The organism is Niastella sp. OAS944 (genome assembly GCA_024809215.1).
GTDB lineage: Bacteria > Bacteroidota > Bacteroidia > Chitinophagales > Chitinophagaceae > Niastella.
The window spans coordinates 312,831-334,671 of sequence record JANUBW010000009.1 but is presented as its reverse complement, the minus strand read 5'-3'; the positions used below and the strand labels follow the sequence as shown (position 1 = coordinate 334,671).

The 21,841-nt window shown below is 42.3% G+C and carries 19 protein-coding genes; 8 read left to right on the top strand and 11 right to left on the bottom strand.

Annotated features, from left to right (window positions below; translation table 11 throughout):
* Positions 1-24: 24 nt before the first annotated feature.
* The 8 genes from GGD38_RS29585 (at position 25) to GGD38_RS29550 (ending at position 6,140) form a co-directional block, all read left to right on the top strand.
* Positions 25-918 (top strand): hypothetical protein, encoded by an 894-nt coding sequence (locus GGD38_RS29585; protein ID WP_375302645.1) that lies wholly within the window; start codon positions 25-27, stop codon positions 916-918.
* Positions 919-1,200: 282 nt separating this feature from the next.
* The gene (locus tag GGD38_RS29580) at positions 1,201-2,274 is read left to right on the top strand and encodes a hypothetical protein (RefSeq protein WP_375302646.1); all 1,074 of its coding nucleotides are present in this window, start codon (positions 1,201-1,203) and stop codon (positions 2,272-2,274) included.
* Between the two features lie 68 nt (positions 2,275-2,342).
* Positions 2,343-2,903 (top strand): hypothetical protein, encoded by a 561-nt coding sequence (locus tag GGD38_RS29575; protein ID WP_375302647.1) that lies wholly within the window; start codon positions 2,343-2,345, stop codon positions 2,901-2,903.
* The gene (locus GGD38_RS29570) at positions 2,900-3,499 is read left to right on the top strand and encodes a fibrobacter succinogenes major paralogous domain-containing protein (protein WP_375302648.1); all 600 of its coding nucleotides are present in this window, start codon (positions 2,900-2,902) and stop codon (positions 3,497-3,499) included. The genes GGD38_RS29575 and GGD38_RS29570 overlap by 4 nt, the downstream gene beginning before the upstream one ends.
* A 194-nt stretch (positions 3,500-3,693) precedes the next feature.
* Complete coding sequence (locus tag GGD38_RS29565; protein ID WP_375302649.1) at positions 3,694-4,056, top strand: helix-turn-helix domain-containing protein; 363 nt, start codon at positions 3,694-3,696, stop codon at positions 4,054-4,056.
* Between the two features lie 206 nt (positions 4,057-4,262).
* Positions 4,263-4,769, top strand: a complete 507-nt coding sequence (locus tag GGD38_RS29560; protein ID WP_375302650.1) for a MauE/DoxX family redox-associated membrane protein — start codon at positions 4,263-4,265, stop codon at positions 4,767-4,769.
* A 72-nt stretch (positions 4,770-4,841) separates the two neighbouring features.
* Positions 4,842-5,039 carry a hypothetical protein gene (locus GGD38_RS29555; RefSeq protein WP_375302651.1) on the top strand — a complete coding sequence of 66 codons (198 nt, stop codon included), beginning with the start codon at positions 4,842-4,844 and terminating at the stop codon, positions 5,037-5,039.
* A gap of 54 nt (positions 5,040-5,093) precedes the next feature.
* Entirely contained in the window at positions 5,094-6,140 is a 1,047-nt protein-coding gene (locus GGD38_RS29550; protein WP_375302652.1) for a hypothetical protein, read from the top strand.
* Here the strand turns inward: GGD38_RS29550 and GGD38_RS29545 are convergent.
* The 11 genes from GGD38_RS29545 to GGD38_RS29495 form a co-directional block, all read right to left on the bottom strand.
* The gene (locus tag GGD38_RS29545) at positions 6,124-7,404 is read right to left on the bottom strand and encodes a TlpA family protein disulfide reductase (protein WP_375302653.1); all 1,281 of its coding nucleotides are present in this window, start codon (positions 7,402-7,404) and stop codon (positions 6,124-6,126) included. The genes GGD38_RS29550 and GGD38_RS29545 overlap by 17 nt on opposite strands.
* 99 nt (positions 7,405-7,503) lie before the next feature.
* Positions 7,504-8,871, bottom strand: a complete 1,368-nt coding sequence (locus GGD38_RS29540) for a RagB/SusD family nutrient uptake outer membrane protein (RefSeq protein ID WP_375302654.1) — start codon at positions 8,869-8,871, stop codon at positions 7,504-7,506.
* Between the two features lie 25 nt (positions 8,872-8,896).
* Positions 8,897-12,418 carry a SusC/RagA family TonB-linked outer membrane protein gene (locus GGD38_RS29535; protein WP_375302655.1) on the bottom strand — a complete coding sequence of 1,174 codons (3,522 nt, stop codon included), beginning with the start codon at positions 12,416-12,418 and terminating at the stop codon, positions 8,897-8,899.
* A gap of 368 nt (positions 12,419-12,786) precedes the next feature.
* Complete coding sequence (locus tag GGD38_RS29530) at positions 12,787-14,016, bottom strand: FecR family protein (RefSeq protein ID WP_375302656.1); 1,230 nt, start codon at positions 14,014-14,016, stop codon at positions 12,787-12,789.
* A gap of 285 nt (positions 14,017-14,301) precedes the next feature.
* Positions 14,302-14,895, bottom strand: a complete 594-nt coding sequence (locus GGD38_RS29525) for an RNA polymerase sigma factor (protein WP_375302657.1) — start codon at positions 14,893-14,895, stop codon at positions 14,302-14,304.
* Positions 14,896-15,017: 122 nt separating this feature from the next.
* Positions 15,018-17,468: a T9SS type B sorting domain-containing protein gene (locus tag GGD38_RS29520; protein ID WP_375302658.1), complete on the bottom strand. Its 2,451-nt coding sequence runs from the start codon at positions 17,466-17,468 to the stop codon at positions 15,018-15,020.
* Positions 17,469-17,846: 378 nt separating this feature from the next.
* The gene (locus tag GGD38_RS29515) at positions 17,847-18,425 is read right to left on the bottom strand and encodes a Crp/Fnr family transcriptional regulator (protein WP_375302659.1); all 579 of its coding nucleotides are present in this window, start codon (positions 18,423-18,425) and stop codon (positions 17,847-17,849) included.
* A 58-nt stretch (positions 18,426-18,483) separates the two neighbouring features.
* Complete coding sequence (locus tag GGD38_RS29510; RefSeq protein WP_375302660.1) at positions 18,484-19,248, bottom strand: type 1 glutamine amidotransferase domain-containing protein; 765 nt, start codon at positions 19,246-19,248, stop codon at positions 18,484-18,486.
* A 140-nt stretch (positions 19,249-19,388) separates the two neighbouring features.
* A complete protein-coding gene (locus GGD38_RS29505) occupies positions 19,389-20,438 on the bottom strand; it encodes a hypothetical protein (RefSeq protein WP_375302661.1) in 1,050 nt (349 codons plus the stop codon).
* A gap of 197 nt (positions 20,439-20,635) precedes the next feature.
* Entirely contained in the window at positions 20,636-21,211 is a 576-nt protein-coding gene (locus GGD38_RS29500) for a hypothetical protein (RefSeq protein WP_375302662.1), read from the bottom strand.
* Positions 21,201-21,716 (bottom strand): RNA polymerase sigma factor, encoded by a 516-nt coding sequence (locus GGD38_RS29495; protein WP_375302663.1) that lies wholly within the window; start codon positions 21,714-21,716, stop codon positions 21,201-21,203. Before GGD38_RS29495 ends, GGD38_RS29500 begins: the two co-directional genes overlap by 11 nt.
* Positions 21,717-21,841: the final 125 nt, after the last annotated feature.

Below are 21,841 nucleotides of genomic sequence, written 5' to 3'. Positions count from 1 at the left end.
GATTGATATATTATGTTTGCGGTCATGAAAACCCTTATATTATTCCTGTTCCTTGGCCTTGGTGAGTTTGTATTTGCGCAGGACGAGCCCTACTTTCCTGATATGCGCAGCTGGAACATTCATAATAGTGATACAGCCGACCGGTATATATTTGCCGACACTGCCCTGGTACGGGTTTCGCCCGATACCAAACAGGCCCCTGCCGATACCCTGTTTGCAGGCGATAACATTACCGTTACCGGTGTTATGCCCAATGCCCTCACCATCCGCGGGCTCAAAGGCCCCTGGTTGAAGATCAGGTACACAAAGAATGGTGAAGTGAGAAATGGCTACGTTTGGCAGGGCCTTATCAGTTGCGATCCGCTGCGCCGCGGCGATGTAAAATTTGTGGTTGGAATAGAACGGCGGGCCGACAGTATTAGCGGCACCGGAAAATATAAGGATACCACCAAACGCTTTCTGGTAAAAATAAAAGTGGTAAAACAAGGCGCCATACTGGCCAAAACAACCTTTATTACCTACGACGATGAAAGCGCCAATTTCTGTTATGGCAAGGTCATGAGCGGTATGGGACTTAGCAATGTACAAAACATGATCAACATTACATTTAGCGGTGAGGCCTGCGGCATTTCTTCGTACCACAACTATTTTGCCTTTACAAAAAGTGAACAGCTGGTACGTTTTCCCATAAAAGAAAACGTTTCTGATGCCGGTGCATTTGCACATACTGAGTCGTTTATTTTCCCCAATGAAAAAGACGGCAAACCAGACATGGTCATTTGGAAAATGGTGAATGAGGAAGCCACTGAAAAAGAAGATAAGAACGGCAATCAAATTTATAAGGTAACCGATAAAAAAAGCATTATCTATACCTGGGATGGCGTTAGTGAAAAGATCTCGGGCCCCGCTAATAAATAATACATTCTACCATATTGCAAAGCCCCGACAATGCTGCCGGGGCTTTTTTTGTTCTTTTGACATTTATAGACAATTAAAATTGTTCCCACTTGTAATACGTATGTGCCTATACCACATGCACACCCGATTGTAGTTGGCATTACTAACAGGATAGAGCAGGTTGGGTTGTACCTGATCAATAACTTACATTTAGTTTACTGGAAAATATTTGCAAATAGTATCCACCAGAGAAGCCGAAAATCTTTAAGAGTAGGCACCCATCTACTAAACGCTTGCTTTTTTATGAAAAAAAACAGACTAACGCTTGCATTGCTTGTATGCATTGCAACCGCAGCCGCATTTACTGCAGCCGGTTGTAAAAAACAAGTTGAACAAACACCAGTACAGGATCAGGAAACAGAAAGATCAGCCACCACAGAAGCTTCAGGGGAAGTATTTGTAACCAGCGGCACCTGGACGGCCAGGATCAATGGGGTTACAAAGTACACCGGTACCGATTACATTGCAGCCATACAGGCAGCCTGTAACAACCTCACGGCCGGCCGCACTTCCAAAGAAACGATCACCATCAAAAACTCAGGCAGCTCGGGTAATTCAGGCGGCGCCATAAAAGCCGTTAATATTCCCAGCTACACCATCCTCGATTTTGTTGGCACTACCTTCAACTGCAACAGCAATGACCTGTTGATCGTTCCGGTACAAGGCGATAGAAAAACGCAAATAGAAGTAAGGAACCTGCGAGTAACCGGTAACCCACGTTATGGTATATGGTTCAAGGGATGCAGCAATATGGTCCTTAGCAATATAACCATGGCACTTACGAACGGTTTGGGCATACGCGTTGATCACAGTACTGCCGCTACCAGCAACCTGACCATTAACGGCACCATTAACATTACCGGTTCGGGTACGCATGCCATTGAAACCTATGGGTTAGATGGTTTTAACATTGGCAGTGTAACCTGTAATAATACCGGTGGTTGCGCCGTATTGCTTAACCAGTCAAAGAACGGCACGGTAGGCACTGTAACAGGAAGCTACAACAACAATGGCGGTGGCTATGCAACCTTCCGCGTGGCCAACAGCAACGGCCCTAATGTTACCTGTGCAAAAGTATACTCACGCAATAGCGGCCGTGGCTTCTTTAGTGTTACCGGCAGCAATGGTACTACGGTAAGCACGGTAGATATTGCCAACAGCACCAGCCATGGCATTTTCCTGGAAGATGCATCGAACACCCGGGTAAATGCAGGCACTGTATCAAACGGTCATCCCAACGTGCAACACGTTAGAACATCGAACTGCCGAACAGCAGTAAATGGCCAGGTGTATACTGCAGCCAATGGCTCATGGTAACATTCATTTATTAAACCACACAGGCGTAAATAACCCCTGTGTGGTTCCTTTATAAAATTAAAACGTATATGGTGCAATGGAAATATGTGGCCATCTGTTTACTGTTGGCCTGTAAGGAACAAGCGCCTGAATCACACATATTAAATGATATTCCCTCTGCACTCCACTACCCTACTGTTTTACCGAAGGAAATAGTGAACAGCCTGCGCGATACATTTCCGCAATGGCAACCAGTTGAAAAAAGCGACTACAGCAAAACCTGGTGGTCGTTTTACGACAGCAGCTATAACCCCTGTTGGGCACGTACCGATATCAATGATGATCAGCTGGCAGATTATGCCATATGGCTAAAAAAAGGGGCACAGCTTAGGCTGGTCATATGTACCGGAGAAACCAGCACAACATACAACTATACCATAGCTATAGACAGCAACAATGTGCTCAATAAAAAAGAACACGATCTGTCAATGGGCATTGCCGTTGCCTCACCGGCGCAAATAGATATAGTACAACCGCAGATACAATCACTGATACTTAAATCGAATGGATTTGCCTTAATGGAACTGGAATCGCAAACCCGCATCTATTACTGGGAAAACGAGGGCATTCAAACCTTTTACATGAAATGAATCAATATATAATCGTCATCATTATTTTATTCGCTGGCTGTACATACAATAAGCCAACAACCCAGGTAACAGATATTGACGGCAATATATATTCCACTGTTACCATTGGCAACAAAATTTGGATGGCTGCCAACTTACGCGTAACCAGATATCGCAACGGCGAAGTCATTCCACTGGTTACCGATTCAACCGCCTGGAGTAAAAACTTAGCGGGCGGTTATTGTTATTATAATAACGATACTACACAAACTGCAATTTATGGGTTGTTGTACAACTGGTACGCCATAAACGACAATCGCAATATAGCCCCAGAAGGCTGGCATATAGCCACCGATGAAGAAATAAAAACCCTTATAGCTGAACTTGAAAAAGAACCATCGAATGCCAATAAATTAAAAGCGAATGGTCTGGGTGGTTATCGCTTTTATACAGGCGGCACCTATCATACAAGAGGTTTTAACGGTTATTGGTGGGGCGCTACCAAAAGCTTTGAAATATTTGATTGGAGCCCACGCCTGTTTAGCTCGCTTGCCGATGTACAACGTAATAGTTATGAAGCTGGTTATGGACTTGCTGTTCGTTGTGTACGGGATTAAATTACTTACACCTGTAAGTTTTCCTGCACCTAACTGCCATCCGTAATTGCCACACTTATATACGCAAATTTAAAATATAATTTATAGTATTAAAAGCTATTACATTTGCTGTTGTATACTACAACAGCCCTCCCCCTATTTAAATCACTTCAATGTTACATAACCTAATTAAACTTTACCTTAAAATACTTACTATGAAGCTCTCAAATGACGACTTGCACAAAATTGCCCAGGTTAAATGTATTTTAGAAACTGAATATAGGAACAATAACACCCATGCATATTTGGCCAGCCGGGTAAACACCAATGAAAGCAAACTACGCAAGGGCTTTAAGCTGGTAAACAACAAAACCATTTATGAATACCTTACCCATGTTCGCATAAGCAAGGCCAAAGAGTTGCTAGAGGCCAGTGATGAACCGGTAAAAGCAATAGCTATTAAATTAGGTTATGATGTAAGTAACCTGATGAAACAATTTAAAAGATCAACAGGCATGGCCCCACAGGAATGGCGAAGGAAAAATACACCCAAGAGCTCTCTTTCCTTTATGTTGTAACCAATAAAAAACCGGATTCGCCATGAAATTAACCGGATTCGCCAATTTTCATTAGCTAACTTGCAACTGTTACGATAGCAAATCTTGCTTTGTTCTACTCTTCCACATTGTTATAAACCTCAGGAAAGGAAATACATACTACTAACTATTTATTAATTGAATGAATGATATAAGGCCCTTTCAGGCCTTGTACTAAACCTTATTTTATGAAAAAGGAACTGTTACCAGGCAGCCACCTTTCACAAGGCACCTTTTTGCATAACCTGATCTCATTTTCCTGGGTAAAAAGGAATACCTTTATTGAGATCATATGCTCCCTGCTTATCATTCTGTTTATATACACCGCCCTAAGCAAGCTATCGAGCTATAATACATTTACTGTTCAGCTAAGCAAATCACCTTTTATAACTTCATATGCGAAGCTAATAGCCTGGGGCCTCCCAGCCGTTGAAATATTGATTTCCCTGTTACTTGTTTTTAAAAGAACAAAGCTCATTGGGCTGTATGCCTCTTTTTTTATGATGAGCCTGTTTACTGCGTACCTTATAATTATGTTGAACTTCAGTTATCATATACCCTGTTCGTGTGGTGGAGTGTTGCAAAACCTGAGTTGGAATGAGCATATTGTATTTAATGCATTCTTTATAGGTATTGCAGGGGCGGGTGTTTTATTGAAGGCGATGAAACAAACAACTAAAGATATTTACGCGTAAGTAAGGGTGTGCCGAAAACCTTATAAAAGAGTAGGCATTAATCTATTTGGTTTAGTTCAAAAAAAACTATTTATGAAAAAAATTAAATTTTCACTAACTGCCTTGGCGCTTATTGTAGCCATTGCAGGTACAGCTACTGCGAATGCGAATAGCAAAGAAGTTGACCCCTGTAGCAAAATAGATCCCAAACATATTGCCTGCCCTAATGACTGGATCGTAGAGTGCTGCGAAGAGCCTGACATGATATGGAATGAACCATTTCCGCTTTAATATTTCGGCTAACCACTAATATTTATTAGTGGTTAGCCTATCAAAATCTTTAGTATGAAAATCAGGAAGCCTGTATTTGTTTTGATCAGCTTATTTATTGCATCATTTGCCATTATTGGCATGCTGGCATTTCTTTCAAAAGATACTACCGAAAAAAAGAATGGTTTCAGCAGACGCCTGCTTTCCCCCTCAATAAAAGTATTGAAGACAACGTCATTTCCGGTGCGTGTAGGATGGCTGCTCGGAATGCAAAAGGGGAAACTTTACTTTCAGGGAGTAAGTCCTTATGAGGTCATTTGTACCAATAGCCAACTCGATTCGTTTAGTACAATTAAATTATCGGTCCCCCCTGATCCAAAACTTTCATCAGGCTTTCGCATGTATTTGAATGGTAGCCAACTCTATCTCTCCTACCCCAATATTCCGAAAATAATAGTCTGCAATCTTGAAAAAGGAACTACTGATGATTATACGATGCCGAAATATTACAGCAAAGACGCCAATATAGCCACCAACCAATTCATTGTAAGGATAAAGGACCGGGTTTCACAAAGCCACCGCTTTGCGAAGTTCGATCTGAATAAAACGGACAGCGTGGCCGAAGATCACTTCAGCGATAATAAAATAATTGGCGGCTTTCAAACCGACGGTATTCTGAATTTTGATACTACAACCAAACAGGCATGTTACTCCTATTATTATCAAAACGGGTTTATTTGCATGGACACAAATTTAAACTTAACCCTTAGGGCCCGCACTATAGATACTATAACCCACCGCGAAGTTAAGGTGGTTAAGGTAGCAAGGTCGCTTACCATGAGTCAACCGCCTCAATTTGTAAACCTGGCCGGCTACGTTTATTCGGGTAAATTGTTACTGCAATCGATGTTAAAGGCCGACAATGAATATGAGTTGGATTTTACTGAAAACTCGGTAATAGATATTTACAGCCTTAAAAACGGTGACTATAAAGGCAGCTTTTACATACCAGCTTATAAAGGGAAAAAAGCGCACCAGTTTCAGGTTATTGACCAAAAACTGTATGCGCTTTACGGCAAAACTGTTGTGTTGTATGACCTTGGGTTTATAGGGGATCTTTAATTACCAGCATTTGCACCTGCCTGTCTTCGTACTGCAGACTTAATCCATACTTTTTTAGTTCTTTGTTAATGGCATCAATATCATTCATTATAGCCTGTATGGTAATATCAACCTTACCGGTTAAACCGGTTTCATCGAATATGATCTTATTCTGGTTATAATGAATGATCATATCTGTTAATTTTGAAAAAGGATAGTTAACGACCGTAATACCACCTGAACTATAGCTTACCTTGGGAGTAACTGTGGTATCTTTCAAAAAACGAAAACCCTTTTCTGCTTTTAAAATCAGGCATTTTTGTGTACGATATTCCTGATATGCATTATAGCCAAACAGGCGGTTCAGGTCTTCACGCATTATCTTATAAATATCATTCTGCTTTTGCTCCGGTACGGTTAGTTCATAACAATAGGTATTGTCCAGTTTCCATGTATCAAAATCTTCTCTTTTTGGGGGTATAAACTTATCCATATGGGCCGATTCAATAACTACCCGAGAATATTTAACCGACCCGGTTGAATCGCCAAATGCAAGCATATATAATCCCGTGATGGGATGATTGTGTGCAAAGATCCTGGTCTTATCTTTTAACCCTGCATATTTATAACCAGCCCCTACACCTTTTAAATGTTTGGTTAATACCGAGCCATATATCACACTGCTGCTATCAATTTCTTTTGCAGCTATTAAAAGCGGTTTACCGGCATCTATCATTACCCTTTTCTCTTTTTCACGCACCGTCATTCTTTTATGGCCTATAAAATCGGCAACATTCTGTTCCGTTAGCTGACGTTGATCGGTAATTGCTTTTATATATCCCTGGTCGTCGATCCACACATACATAGAAACCTCTTTTACCTGAAAGTACCTGGCCATGCTTTTGTTGATGGCACAAGGCAATACCATCGGATTATTAGCCTTATTCCTTGTTTCATAAAACTGTTTGGTTTTTTGATAACCATCAGTGGCAACTAATAATAGCTGTAAAGTATCGCCGAACCGCTTTTGCAAATTTTCCAGTTTGGGAAAGTCGGCAATACAGGGCAAACAAAATGTTGCCCAAAAATCAACTATAACAAACTTCCCCCTGAATTCAGACAAGGCTAATTTTTCCTTTTTGTAATTAAAAAGCGTATCAAATGAAAACTCGGGGCATAGCTGATTAACCAGCGGATTGCTGGATGTGCTAACATTAACCGATTGCGACCTCACAGTACTTATCAGCACTACAATCAAATATACTACAGAAAGAAGGCTTTTCATATCTCACTTATTTTGTAAAGACATGTTTCGAAAATAAAAAACGGGTACGGATATGCTCTGATCTATCTAACGTTCTTGCAGCTTACAGCTAATATATTACTATTCTCCCCTGTCATTTTGGGGAATGTTTGATAACCTTATAACGTCCGGTGGTATTGGCAACACATACTTTGGACTATTGGGTGGCAGGGTGTACGTTTCATTATTTAGCGTCCTGGTCACTACAATGTTAGCGCCTTCGCTGTTCAGCCTGCGCAGATCGAGCCAGCGCAATCCGCGAAAAGGTGTTTCTTTTCTTCTCTCCTTTAAAATAAGGTCAAGGGCTTCTGTTGTATTGTTTGCGGTAAAAGGAACAAAGGTGCCGGTCCTAAACCGCTTTATCATCAAAGCATTAAGGTCTTTCATGGCCTCGGTTATATTTCCTGCACGAGCGTAACATTCTGCCCTGGTAAGGTATACTTCATCTGTAGCAATGCCACCAAAAAAGATCAGCGAAGTGGCTGTACCACCTGTATATGTGCCAACAAACATCATCCCCCCGTTTGTATTAGTTTTATAGAACATTTTTTGCCTCAGGTCGTTCACATTATAGCTCTTATACAAATTTGAGTCAACAATAACTTTACCGTTATACAGGCTGTTGCCCAATGACGCCAGAAAAAGTACTTCTTTATTATTACTTGGAATGGGATAGCTGGCAGTTGAATTCAGTGTATTATAATCAAGTAAAGAATCGTACAGCTTCAAACAGGAATCTGCATACAGCAAAGCATGCGAATAATCCTGCATTACCAGGTAAACCCTCGACAACATAGCGTAAGCTGCCGGTTTGGAAGGTCGTAGTTTATACAACGGAATAACAGGCAAATAGCGTATGGCGTTTTGCAGGTCACTTAATATTTGCTCATATGTTTGTTGTAAACCGGCTCGTACCGTTACTTCATTGGGTTCGGGTTTCAGCCGAAGTGGTATACCCGATTCATCGGGAAAAGTAAGACTATAGGGTTTTGCAAATAGTTGCGCTACATTGAAAAAACCTTCGCCCCTATGGAAATACGCGCTTCCTTTTACATTATTCCACTCCGGGGTATTAATATCCCCCGACGCTACGTTATCAATACCATCCAGTACTACATTCGAATAAAAAACCTGTTTGTACGGATTATTCCAGTTAACGTCGGAACTTACATCACTATAAATTTCTTTTTTCCAGATATAAACGTTCTTAATATCAGCGCCCCACGACTGCCATTGACCATTGGTGAGGTAAAAATTATCAGCACTTACTTCACCATATTCAGGATGCTGTTCATTCATAACTCCCGTATTATCTAACAAAGCCTGAAAGTCTTTTACGGTAGTAGGTACATCCAACGACTTATTCGACTTTTCTTCTATCCATGTTTTTTTACAGGAAAAACAGATGATCCCTGCAAAAACAAACAGTACTATTTTATAGTTAAGCATGTGTATATTTTTTGATTGAACCATCTTAAAAATCAAATTTAGCGCCCAGGGTCATACTACGTGGTATGGGCAAAAAGTTTGCAAATTGATTTGGCAATGCATCAGGATCAATGCCATAATCATTAGCCCGCCATAAAATGCCAACGTTATTAATGTTGCAGTAGATGTGGATGTTCTTAATTGGCAATCGCGCCCATTGTTCTTTGTTTAAGTCATAACTCACAACAATATCCTGCAACCGAATGTGATCTGCTTTTTGCACCAGTATATTTGTATTGGCATAAAAACTCTTGTCTCTTGTTGTACTTAAGGTAGGTGGCGTAGCGCTTGTGATTATTGACGGAACGTTTGTAAACTCTTCGTCACCCGGCTTTTGCCATCTTTTACCTAAATCGGCATTGGCTCCCCAGCTATTTAACATACTGCCATAGTCAACTGAAGGTCGTCTAAAATAGTGGCCCATTTTACAGGTAATGTTTACCGAAATGCTTAGATTCTTCCAATAAAAATCATTTCTGAAAGCACCCACAACCGTAGGATTTACAGGGCCATTGTAGATGAGTTCATCGTTCGTAGTCTTAAGAACTATATCTGACCAAACCTTTGTTTTTTCGCCTGCTACATATCCCATGGGGTCACCTGTCGTAGGATCCAATCCACCCCAGGCATAGCTATAAATTGCAAATACGGGCCGGCCTTCAATGGGCGTCCACTGGGTAGTGTTATCAGAAGTACCTGCACCACCTGATATCAACTGGGCAGAAATAAACTTCTTATTATAACTGGTTACTTTATCGGTAGCCCGGCTTATCAACAAGGTTGAGCTCCAGCCAATCTGCCTGTTCCTTATTATCTTTCCTGTTAATTGCACATCTACACCGCTGCCTTTCATGTTAGCCAGGTTACCCGTGAAACTGTTAACACCTGAAGTAGGGTCCATAGCAGCATCGCCAATAAGATCGGTGCCTTTCTTTGAAAAATATTCAATGCTACCCGATAAAATATTTCTCTTCAAAGCAAACACTACACCCAGATTTATCATACTTACCTTTTCCCACCGTAATTCAGGATTTGGTGGGTTTACGACCGTTGCACTGGAAGCTTTCGTTAATGAATTAGGAGCATATTTTACTGTGGTATAAGCGGTAAGCCCTTTGTTTATATTTCCATTATAGCCATAGGTTGCTTTTACGGCCAGTTGATCGAACAGATCGGTTTTAAAAAATTCTTCGCGGTTAATATTCCATTTAATACCGGCCGACCATAAAGGCAGCAGGCGTTGATTTGCTTTTACCCCAAAAAAATTGGTATTATCCAAGCGGCCGCTGGCAGAAAAAATATACCTGTCATTAAATGTATACGAGCCATTGGCATAATATGACTGAAACCTGTCGAGCAAACCGGTTACATCCCGTTCATATGGAACATTCTGCGATGCGCCATTCGGATTTGTTGCATACTGGTCATAATAATCTATGGGCTGGCTAACCGCAATTTCATCGTCGTACCCATATAAGCGGCTTTTGGTAGTGTTTGTTTCCAATTGCTTTACTTCAAAACCACCTATTAGGTTTACCCGGTGTTTTTGCCAAACATGGTTAAAATTCAGTTGCGCTCTTGCGGTATGCCCGTCGAGGTTAAAAATTGTTTGATCGAAGATATCGCCTACCGGTATAGGATATTTATTTGTAAGAGATGCCGGGTTATAATAGATATTCACCAGGTTTCTTACAAAGTAAGTTTCCTGATCATATAAATTATCGAGTTTCCGGTATTGCTTTTCGTATTGGTATTTTAACTCTACGTTAAAGCTGGGCGAAAATGTTTTCCTGAGATCGATGCTTGCCCGGTTATAATTCTGGCGGGCAACATTATTGGCTAAACGAAGCTCATCTAGCGGGCGGTACTGCCAGTCTAAAAAGCCTTCTTTTTCTTTTTGCGTTTTATAGTTATCGCGAATAGTGTTGGTAACCGGCAGGGCATTGCCCTCTTCATCAGCTATTTGTGCATAGGGATATATGCGTTTTGCTGTATTATTTACCAGATCATTAATACCCGGATTATTGGTTACGCTCTTAGTATGTGTGTATAACAGGCTGGTATTAATATCAAAGTTCTTAAATGGCGTATATTGATTGGAAGCGTTTATTGAAAAGCGGTCGAAACTGTTTCCAACATAACTGCTTTGGTCTTTATCATAGCCTATTGCAACAAAGTATCGGCTGTTGTTTCCTCCGCCCGATACGGTGAGGGCGTTCTGTGCTAAAACACTCCGCCTTAAAAAATACTGTGAAAGCTGGTCCCTGAGATTATTATTCTGTTTCAGCGCTTCAATTTTTTGATAGGCCGTTGCAGAATCCATTGTTTTATCCCTTGCAGCGATCATGAGTTCTGCCACGGGGGTAACAGGTGTTTTAAGGGTAGTGGCTTCCTGGGTGGAATAATATTTCCGGGCAAAAAATACCTTCTCCACTTCTATATAATCTTCTGAAGAGGCCATTGGTATATAATCCAGTGAAGGTTTTTGTCCAATTGTAATATTCGTATTGAACTGGGTTTGCGGCGCCTGGTTTGCACTGCCTTTCTTAGAAGTGATAACAATTACCCCATTGGCAGCACGTACCCCATAAATAGAGGCGGCAGCAGCATCTCTTAAAACGGTGATGCTTTCAATTGTATTGGGATTAATATTGTTTATATCGCCGTCGTACGGAAAATTATCAAGGATAATAAGTGGAGTTGCATTGGCGAAGATGGTACTTCTTCCTCGTATGTTTAGGGTAGGCTGGTCTGTTTTGCTATTCCGGTAAAAAGCCAGGCCGCTGGCAACGCCATCCATACGTGAAAGCACATCTAAAGAAGCACTACGATTCAATAGTTTATTATCAACGGTAACAAAAGAACCAGTAGCCCTTTCCTTTGGTATTTGCTGGTAACCCGTATACACCGATACAGATACACTGGTCATTTCACTTACAGCCAGATCAAGTTGTATACTAATGTTAGCATTGCCATTAAGCTTTACAGTCTTTGTGTCGAACCCCAGGTACGATACTTCAATGGTGGCATTTTCGTCTACATCTCTCAGTGTAAAAAAACCTGCATTATTGGTTACGCCGCCATTAGCAGTGCCTTTTACTTTTACATTGGCGCCTGCTAACGGTTCGCCTTTATGGTTCAACACCCTTCCTGAAACTTCAATGGGTGGCGCCTTTACCTTTTTGTTGTTCTTCGATGTTTCTTCCACCACCTCTTCGGTCCTTGAAATAATGATGGTTTTATTTTCTATAAGATAGCCAAGGTGCTGATCCTTGAATGCTAATTTCAATACTTCTTCCAGCTGTGCGTCCTTTACATTTAACGTGACCTTCTTTGCATCTTTGATCACATCATCGGTATACAGGAACACGTAACCGGTTTGTTGTTTAATAACTGAAAATACCTTTTCGAGCTGCATATTCTTACCCGAAAATGTAACGGTTTGGGATAAACCTTCCGCCTGCACCTGAAGTAAGGATATGGTTAACAGTATTGCCGTTAATTTCATAACGCGAAAGCAGTTTTTTGGTTTTCCTGCAGTATGGAAAATAAACGTCTGCAGGTAATTGCGAAATTGCATACCTTAGTTGTTGAAGGGTTGAATAATAATTATTCCTAATCAGACTTTATTATTGGCCTTTTTACGCCGGTGTGTGTCGTAAACACACCGGTTTTGTTATGGCCGGGGGCGGAAGATTATGGAATCTGTGTTTTACAGATGATGCAGTAAATCAAAGCGGTGCGAATGTGTAAATGGTTCATATGGTTTTGAATTTAATATGGTACTACCGGTTGGGGATCTAATGATTAGTGCTTGGTTATGGTGGTCACATGAGAAAAACAAATCAGGCCTTATCGGTTATTTTGACTGCGTTCTTATTTTTTTGATTTTTTAGGTTCCTCTACAATTAATTTTCGTGCCTCAACCTCAATTCGGAATGGCACGCCAGTCAAGGATTCAAGCGCCCGCACCGTTTGCGACAGCGTTAAATTTCTTTCCATTTCACCCATAAATAATTTTGTGGGTTTGGCGCCTTCGTACCTGATGTCAACATTATACCATCGTGCCAGTTGGCGCGTAACATTTGTAACATCATTGCGGTCGAAATGAAAATAGCCGTTCTTCCAGGCGGTAACGGCAGCCACATTGACATCGGTCACTACTTTGGTAACGCCGTTACCTACCTGTGCCTGCTCGCCGGGTGAAAGCAGGGTTTCTTTACCACCCTGCTTAATTTTCACGGCGCCTTCAATCAATGTAGTTCTTATATTAGTTTCGTCGTTGTAAGCATTGATATTGAAATGCGTTCCTAAAACCTGAACATCCATTTCATTACCGGCTTGTCCGGTTACATGAACAATAAACGGTTTGCTTTTATCCTTCGCTACTTCAAAATACACCTCACCGCTTACCGTTACCTTTCTTTCATTACCCACAAAAGCCACGGGATATTTAATGGAGGCGCCGGCATTTAACCACACCTTACTACCATCGGCCAGTACCATTGCATAGGTTTCGCCATATGCAGTGGTCAATGTGTTAAACAGTGTTTCGGCTGATGCATTTTGGGGCTGGTATTTCAATGTGCCTTTGTTGTTAGAAACAACGGTTCCGCCCTGCTGCGCCAGTTGGCCAATGGCAGTGCTGTCTAAAACCAGCTTTTTACCATCGGCCAGGGTTAACAGGGCGGTTGTTTGTCCAGCTGGTATATCGTTGAGAATTACCGTTGTTGCCTTCTCCTTTGGCAATATGTTATTATCTTCTTTTCTTACTTTAAACAGGTAAAAGGTAGCAGCAGCCAGTATTAATACAGCTGCTGCTGAGGTTGCTACATCCCTAAACAACTTCCATTGCCTTTTCTTTATAATTATGCGCTTTCCAATAGCCAACTTCTGTTCAAAGTAAATTTTATCGCCTTCCATGTTTACACGGTGCGCTTCAATTATTCTTTGAAGCATGTAATCTTTATTATTCCATTTCTCAAACCACTTCCGGTTGTCTTCATCCGTAAGCCATTCTTCAAAGATCACCGCTTCCGCAGAACTTAGTTCTTCTTCGGAGATCGCTTTTAGTATTATGCTGTTTATGAGGCTATTGTCGGTCATTTCGCCTTGCTTTAGTGAGATAGGGCAAGTATCTCTTATATGTAATCAAAACACTACTTTTTCTGGCTATCGGCTATAAGAATACGGATGGGCGGAAATTTTGTACCAGTGAAAAAATACATTTTGTACTTTTTATGTGCCGGTTTGTATTAAATACGGATAGAATGTAAGATCGCAAATAACATGAAGGGCCTGACTGTAAAAGCTTTACAAATGTGCGGCGGAATCAAAGTGTTGCAAAAACACACAGTAATTAAAACGGAAAAAAGTATAGAATATAACGGGTTACAATAGGTGGCAAGACACCATCAGGAATAACATGGCCAGAAAGATGAGCAACATTGTTTGTTCAACGCCAAAGGTCATCCTAATTGCTTTCATTGCAGCAGCATTGGTGTTGCGAATTGTATTTTCAGATAAGTTCAGCATTTGTGCTACTTCAGTTCTGCTGAAACCATCGAGATAAGTAAGTTTGAATACCTGCTGCATTCTTTCGGGCAGCTGGTTAATGCGTTCGTATAATTGCTGTACCAGTTCGGCTTCCTGATATTTGTGTTCAACAACATTCTCGCTTATTGTACCTGACTGCAGGAGGTGATGTTCTATTTTATATCGGAGCTTATTCTTACGCAAATGATCTATACATGCATTCTTTATAACGGTATAGAAGTATACCTGTAGATGAACCATGTTGGCGAAATGGTTTTTCTGTGCCCACAATTTAATGAACGATTCTGCTACAATATCCCGGGCTTCTTCAGTATCATCTATCAGGCTTTTGGCAAATAAAAATAATTTTCTATATAGCTTATCATACAACTCGTTATACACCGTGGGATCCTTGTCCATGATTCGCTGCATAATCTGATCATCTGTCATATTAATACAGGAGGGTTTACAAATCAGTAAAATAAGGTTAGAGGTTACCGCCCCAAGTTATAAATACACCTCCTTATAAGCAAAAAAATTATTTCCCCGCCCGCCACTTCGTTTAACGATGTTTACCGTAACAATACAAAACTTCCACGTTTTACAATGGTTTTACCGGTATAATCAACCGCCTGCACCATATACACAAAGTTTTGTGACGACTGTTTTGCCCCGCCGATCATTCCATCCCAACCCTTATTTACCTCGCTGGTGTTGAATACCAGTTGTCCCCAGCGATTGTATACCCTAAAAAACGTGAGCTTTGCTATACCTGCCATTACCGGTCTTATTACATCATTACGGCCATCACTATTTGGCGTAAACGCCGAAGGCACAAAAATATCGGCCCCGGTCTTGAATATTCTAACTTTTACGGTATCGGTACCGGTACAACCTTTTACGGTTTGCGCCGTTACCACATAAGTTATCGATTCAGGCGCACCTGCATCATAAACAGCCACCGGGTTTGAAATAGTTGAATTATTTAACCCGGTTGGTGGCACCCAACTCCAAATAAAAGCAGCAGGATCGTTCACCGTGGCATTAAACTGTAATGGTTGATTGATAACAACGGCCGTATCGTTGCCGGCCCTTACAATAATGGGTTGGGTAACTTTAATATGGAATGTATCTTTTGATGCATTGGGACAACCGGCGTTGGTTACCGAAAGCACCACATCGGATGTTGTGCGGGGCGATGCAGTAGTTGATATTGAATAAGGTAAAGAAGGTACGGTGCCGCTGCCACCGGGCGATAAGGGCACATTGTTGCTCCAGGTATAACTGGTACCCATTGTAATGGTAGCGTTCAGCACCTCCGATTTACCATAACAAATTTCAGAAACCGGCGGATCGATGGCGGCTTCGGGCATTGGCACATTAAAGAATTTGATGGTTGCTATATCGCTTAACTCAGCCGGGCACACCCCGCTTTTTACCATGGTGCGGTAATACATAGTTTGGCTAACCGGGCCGGTCTTATATGTTGTATTGGTGTATGTTGGTGTGAAATTGCTCCAGCTGGTATTATTTGCCGACGATTGCCAGTTAACTACCGTTCCCGTATAGTTGACCAGCGTAAGCGTGGGATCAACCACTTCGTTCAAACAAACATTGGTATTACTGGGATCTAGTTTGCCGCCAACGGTTTTTGGGTCTACAGTCACTAATGCCGCACCGCTGGTATCGGCCGTACAGGCAACACCATTTTGCACAACAGCGGCAAAACGGGTAGTGGCGTTAAGATTTTGTGCAGTGTATTTGTCAGATGTATTGCTTATTTCCTGCCAGTTAACACCATCAGTTGATGACAACCACCTCAGCACACTTCCCACTTCATCTGCCACCGTTAACGCACTATTATTAATGCCGGCACAAATGGTGGTATCGCCCATTACCCTGCCGGCAACGGTGGGTGGCGTGGTGTTTACATCGATGGTATCGAGCAAATTGGCACAGCCGTTCACTTCATGGCCTATAACCTTTCCGCCGGTGGCCCCTACAACTACATTTATTATATTGGTATTTGCGCCTGAAGTTATCACCCAACCGGCGGGCACCTTCCAATCATAGGTAGCGCCTGCCAGTGCCGGCACCGAATATTCAACCGTGGTATTGGTACAGGCAACTCTTCGACCGCTGATCTCCAAACCGGCACAGGTGTTTCGCAAAGCCACATAGGCATAGGCAAAGTGGGCCCCCGGCCGGCAATTGTCACTTTCAAAAGTAAGCGTCACCTGCTCGCCGCGGTAGGGCGAAAGGTCGAAGGTCACTTCGGTCCAGCCTTTGGTCCATACATCATATAAATAAGTACCGTTTTGATTGCCATTACCTGAGAACGACAAAAAAGGGGTTGGACTGTTGGTAAAACCATTTCTCAGCGCCGTGGCCGTATCTAAAGTGGCACCCGTGCCGGAAGAACCGCCACCACCGCCAGAGGCATTGTCAAAAGTAGGCAGATAGTAACCCGGCGAAGCACAGGTAATAATGCTATCGTGTGTACTAAGGGTTGCTTTGAACAGGGGTTGTTCGTTTGAATTATGGGTACCATTTTCAAGCACCATGGCGTAGGCATAGGTCATGGTATAAGGCTCTGCAGCACCTCCGGGTGGCACATTAGGTACGTCTATAACATATGTAATAGCACGGGTAAAACCACCGGGGTTGCGCCCTCCCCCGCCATTATTAAGCGCCCGGCTGGTAGTGGATGAACCCAGCATGATAGAGTAATTATAAGCGTACCCGTTAACTGTGGGAATGGTTGGAAAAAAGCCAAACGGATCGGTGCCCGAAGAGGTGATCACCTGAATGCCTGTGGTGCCGATGGAATATTCCGGTACCGTACTAAGGCCCGTATTGGGCGCCGGATACGATTGAGTTGCCCCGCCCATTAAACCGGTAGTCACTGACCAATACGATAGATCGCCCGACCCAAAATTGATGTTAGTGGGGCAGGTTTGCGTTTGGGATCTTCCTGAAAACGCTACAATAATGGCAGTTAAGACGAGTATATAATATTTCATCCACGTTTTTATAGGGGCTCACCAAAAGAATTGCTAATTATTGTACGAAAATTATCCAGCACGGGTTGGTCTTCCATTTAGATAATTGGAGGTTTAAAGGGTGCGACCAACCAGGTAAACGGGCGAATTGCCTTCGATCAAAAAGGAATGGTTTTTAGGATATTATTAGTGTTGTTAAATATACAGGTAAAAACACAAATTACCATGCTACTATCGACGAACTATTAAAATGTAACGGTGAAATAAACCAAACGCGGCGTTAATGTATAAGTAATTTTAAATCAACCTTTTTATGGAGCTAATTCCTCTATTAGCAGCAATCAATAAACGCTTACCAAAGCGTTCTGCCCTATTTCTGTGCGTTAACTAACAAATGAATCATTGTTTTTTTCTTTCAAGCCGGCTCAATGTTTCGCGCGATACACCAAGGTAGTGGGCGATGGTTTTGCGGGGTAATCGTTGAAATAGTTCAGGATATTGGGCTAATAACAATTCATACTTTTCTTTGGCAGAATTTCGCAGTAACGACAAAACCCTTTTCTGCGAAGCCATATATCCGCCCAGGGCCTTGCGACCAAAAAAGACATTCATCTTAGGCACTTTTTCGCACATGGCATTTCGTTTCTCAAGCGTTGTTCTTAAAACAAAACCTGGCTCCAATGCCTGAACGCTTAACTCGGCAGGTGTTTGCTGCATATAACAGGGATAGTCAGACACCCACCAGTTCTCCGTTGCAAACTGAATAATATATTCATTTCCGGTATCGTCGAGAGCAAAGGTTTTCAAACATCCCTTTACTACCAGATACTCAAACAGTACCTGCTGCCCCGCCCTTATTAAATAGGTCTTTTTTTCAATGGCCAGTGGAACAAAACAGTCATACACAGTTTCAAATTCCTCATCGGTAAGTGGTATTATTTCTTCAATGTGCCGGCGTAAAAAAGAGGCATAGTCCATTTTGTAAAAATACAAAACGAATATGCCTCTTATAATTATATCATAATGTAACGTAAACTTACTTCAAAGCATCGCGCACTGCCTGCCCTACGGCCTTTGCCGATTGAGGGTTTTGCCCCGTGATCAGTCGTTGATCAACGGTAACATGTGATTGCCACGGAGCCGATTTTTCGTATACGCCACCACGCTCCTTTAGTTTATTTTCAAGCAGAAAAGGCACTACTTCGGTAAGTTTTACCGCCGCTTCTTCTTCGTTACTAAAGCCGTTGATTTTTTTGCCGGCAACCAGATAGCTACCGTCTTTTAGTTTTATGTTCACTAAACCGGCCGGGCCATGGCATACGGCGGCCACCACGCCGTTTTGCTGATAAATATCGGCCGCCAGTAATGCTATTTCTTCATTACCCGGAAGGTCCCACATAGCGCCATGGCCACCCGCATAATAAATAGCCGCATAATCGGCAGCTTTTACTTCTGCCGGTTTCAGCGAATGGGTTATTTTATTGTGGTAGTATTTATCTTCCCAAAACATTGCATTTTCAGGATCACTAAGGTCGAAGCCATCAACCGGCGGGTTGCCACCTTTGGGGCTTACAAAATCAATTTCATAACCGGCATCTTTCAATACCTTCCAGGGATGTGATACTTCACCCAGGTAATACCCTGTTTTTTCACCTGTGCTTCCTTTAGTATCGTGGCTGGTTACCACAAATAAGATCTTCTTTTTCATTTTAACTGAGTTCATTTTTTGTGCGTAAGAAAATGTACTGCCTGCCATTATAAACAAGGCAAGCAAAAAAAACACTGCTCTTCTTCTGATCATATGTTATTCTTTTATGATTGTTCGCACATCAAAGTTCACCAGGAAGCCAGGAAATAAAAGTGATGTAGATCACCAATTTCAGGGCACAAAAAAAGGTGTCCCCGATAAAGGGGACACCCGTATTTTTATTTTCTTTAACCTTATTGGTATTGAATATAGACTGGTTGTGGTTTTTCGGCCAGCACCTCTTGTGGGGTTAACATATGACTGCCCTGTTTACGAATGTCGTTTTTATAGAACAGTTTATAACCGGCAAATTGTACAGGCTCTTTCCAAACATACGCTTTGTAGCTGTCGTGTTTAAGCGAAGGTTCGCCCCAGCCATCCATATCCATCACGATCTGTACTTCGGGTTGTAATTTTATATTCTTGTAGTTGGTAACCATGTTCTGTGTAAAGCGGTGTACCACCAGTATTTTGGGCGGCAGGTTGTTTGCTTTTGCCAGTTTGGCCAGGTAGTCAGAAACGAAGTTGATATCGCTGGCGTCCATGGTGCCAATAACAGCGCCTGGCCTTTTACCTGTTTTCATAGAGAACTCAGGATCGATACCAAGGTGTACCTGAGGCATCTTCAGGTATTTCTCCAGTTCGGGAATTTCGGCCTGTACGTTGCTGAAGCCTACCTGAACATCAACAAACACCAGGGCATTGATGCGGGCAGCCAGTTTTATAGCAGAATCGATTTGATGGAAAGGCATACGCAGGCGGTATTTGCCACCAGCGCCGGGGCTGCCCTGAGCGGTTACAGCAATATAGTGTATGGCAGGTTGTACGGGCATGGCAGGGTCTGCGGCTTCCCATTTCTTACATTCATCAGTAAGTCTTTTCAGCATTTCATCGGCCGGGTATTCGCCAAGGGCCCCCATATTCTTTGAATAAAAATTACCATAATAAGCCACTATCCTTTTAAAGGGAAGAATAGCGCCGGCATTGGGGTAAGCCGTTTTTACCGGCCAGCGGCCCGATGAATCGCCATTGGCCAGGTGTAAATTCAATTTATTGAAAAGAGCAGTATCCAGCGTGGTGGCCGTAGGGCTGGCTACATTCTCTTTTGTTTCCTTAACTTCTGATGTGTTTTTCGGAGCGGTTGAATCTGCAGCTCTGGGTTCGGTTGTAGATGCTTCTCCATTAGAGCAGGCATTCATTACAAGAGCTGAACAGGCAGCAGCTAAAAGGCGTACTGTGCGCATAAACCAGGTATTGATTTTATTTTAAATGATACGAAAATGTGCTTTTTGTTGAAAGGCAAAACAGCGGGCGAAAATAAGCCAAAAGAGGAGATGAAAGTAAGGCTGTTCATATTTTTCGGCATACTATGCCTTTGTATTGTATTTCAATACCTATAAACCATTATATTTTCTGTTTAGTATGTTTGAGGGCAACTTTTTCACAGACCATCGTTCTGCAGTTTTTGCTGAAGCACCTGCAGCTCTTTCATTTTGGTGCGGTAAATACCCATCTCCCATCCGCTGGCAAAAAACACCAACGTAAAGAAAAGCGCCACAATGCCCAGGAACCATAGCGATTGCCCGCCCTCCCATGAGCCAAACAACACCAACACCGCAATGGGCAATGTATTCCAGCGCATGATACGGCTTATACGCACCTGGTAGCCGGCCGTTGAAACCGCATGTTGCAGATCGCCATTAAGGGAACGATCGAACTGCTGTACTTCACGCATCCGGCGAATGCGGTTTACCAGCACATACAGGGCAGTACCCAGCAACCATAAAGCCAGCAGGTAAGCAAACACTAACCCACGCCGGCCGGTGATATTCTGTTGCAACACGAATGCGCCTGAAGCGGTATTGGCAATTATAAGGATCCATTCGGTAACCACAGCAATATGAATCACCTGGTGCTTTTTGGCAACAATGCGGTTATGTAATGCCTGTTCATTTATAACATATAGCGGCTGCTTGTTTTGCGTATCCCATATTTTTTGCAATTCATCAAATTCCATGATCATTGCTTTTTTTCGATTGAAGAATGAGTTGCTTTTTTATGCGGTTGATCTTTACACCTATGTTTGAAACGGTAACACCAAGTATGGCCGCCATTTCCCTATAACTAAAGCCATCGAGCAAAAGTAAGGCCAGCGACCGGTCAATTTCATCAAGGGCATGTATGGCTTTATACAGCCAGGTGAGCTGTTCATCTTCGGGTTTGTGCGGGTGATGGTTCAGTACATCGGGCAGGCGGTCAACCGCATCATTTGTTTTGCGGTACTTTCTTTCTTTGGTTACCCAGGTAATAGCTGTGTTTAGGGCTATGCGATAGATCCAGGTTGTTACGGCCGATTCATTTCTAAAAGCCGGTATCGAACGCCATACCTGTATGCTTATTTCCTGAAACAGGTCGTCCTGGTCCATAGGCGTATTGCCATAGGCACGCACTATTTTAAAGATGAGTGCTTTATGCTGGTCGATCCACTGGTTAAAAATATATCCCTGTTCCTGAAAAGTCACTACCTGTATAGTTTATACCATTAGTAGCAATAAAAGACCCATTTCTTACAGGTAAGGCAAAATATATTTACAACCCAATGAATAACAACTAAAGCTTATATAAACCAATACTGATGCATTTGATC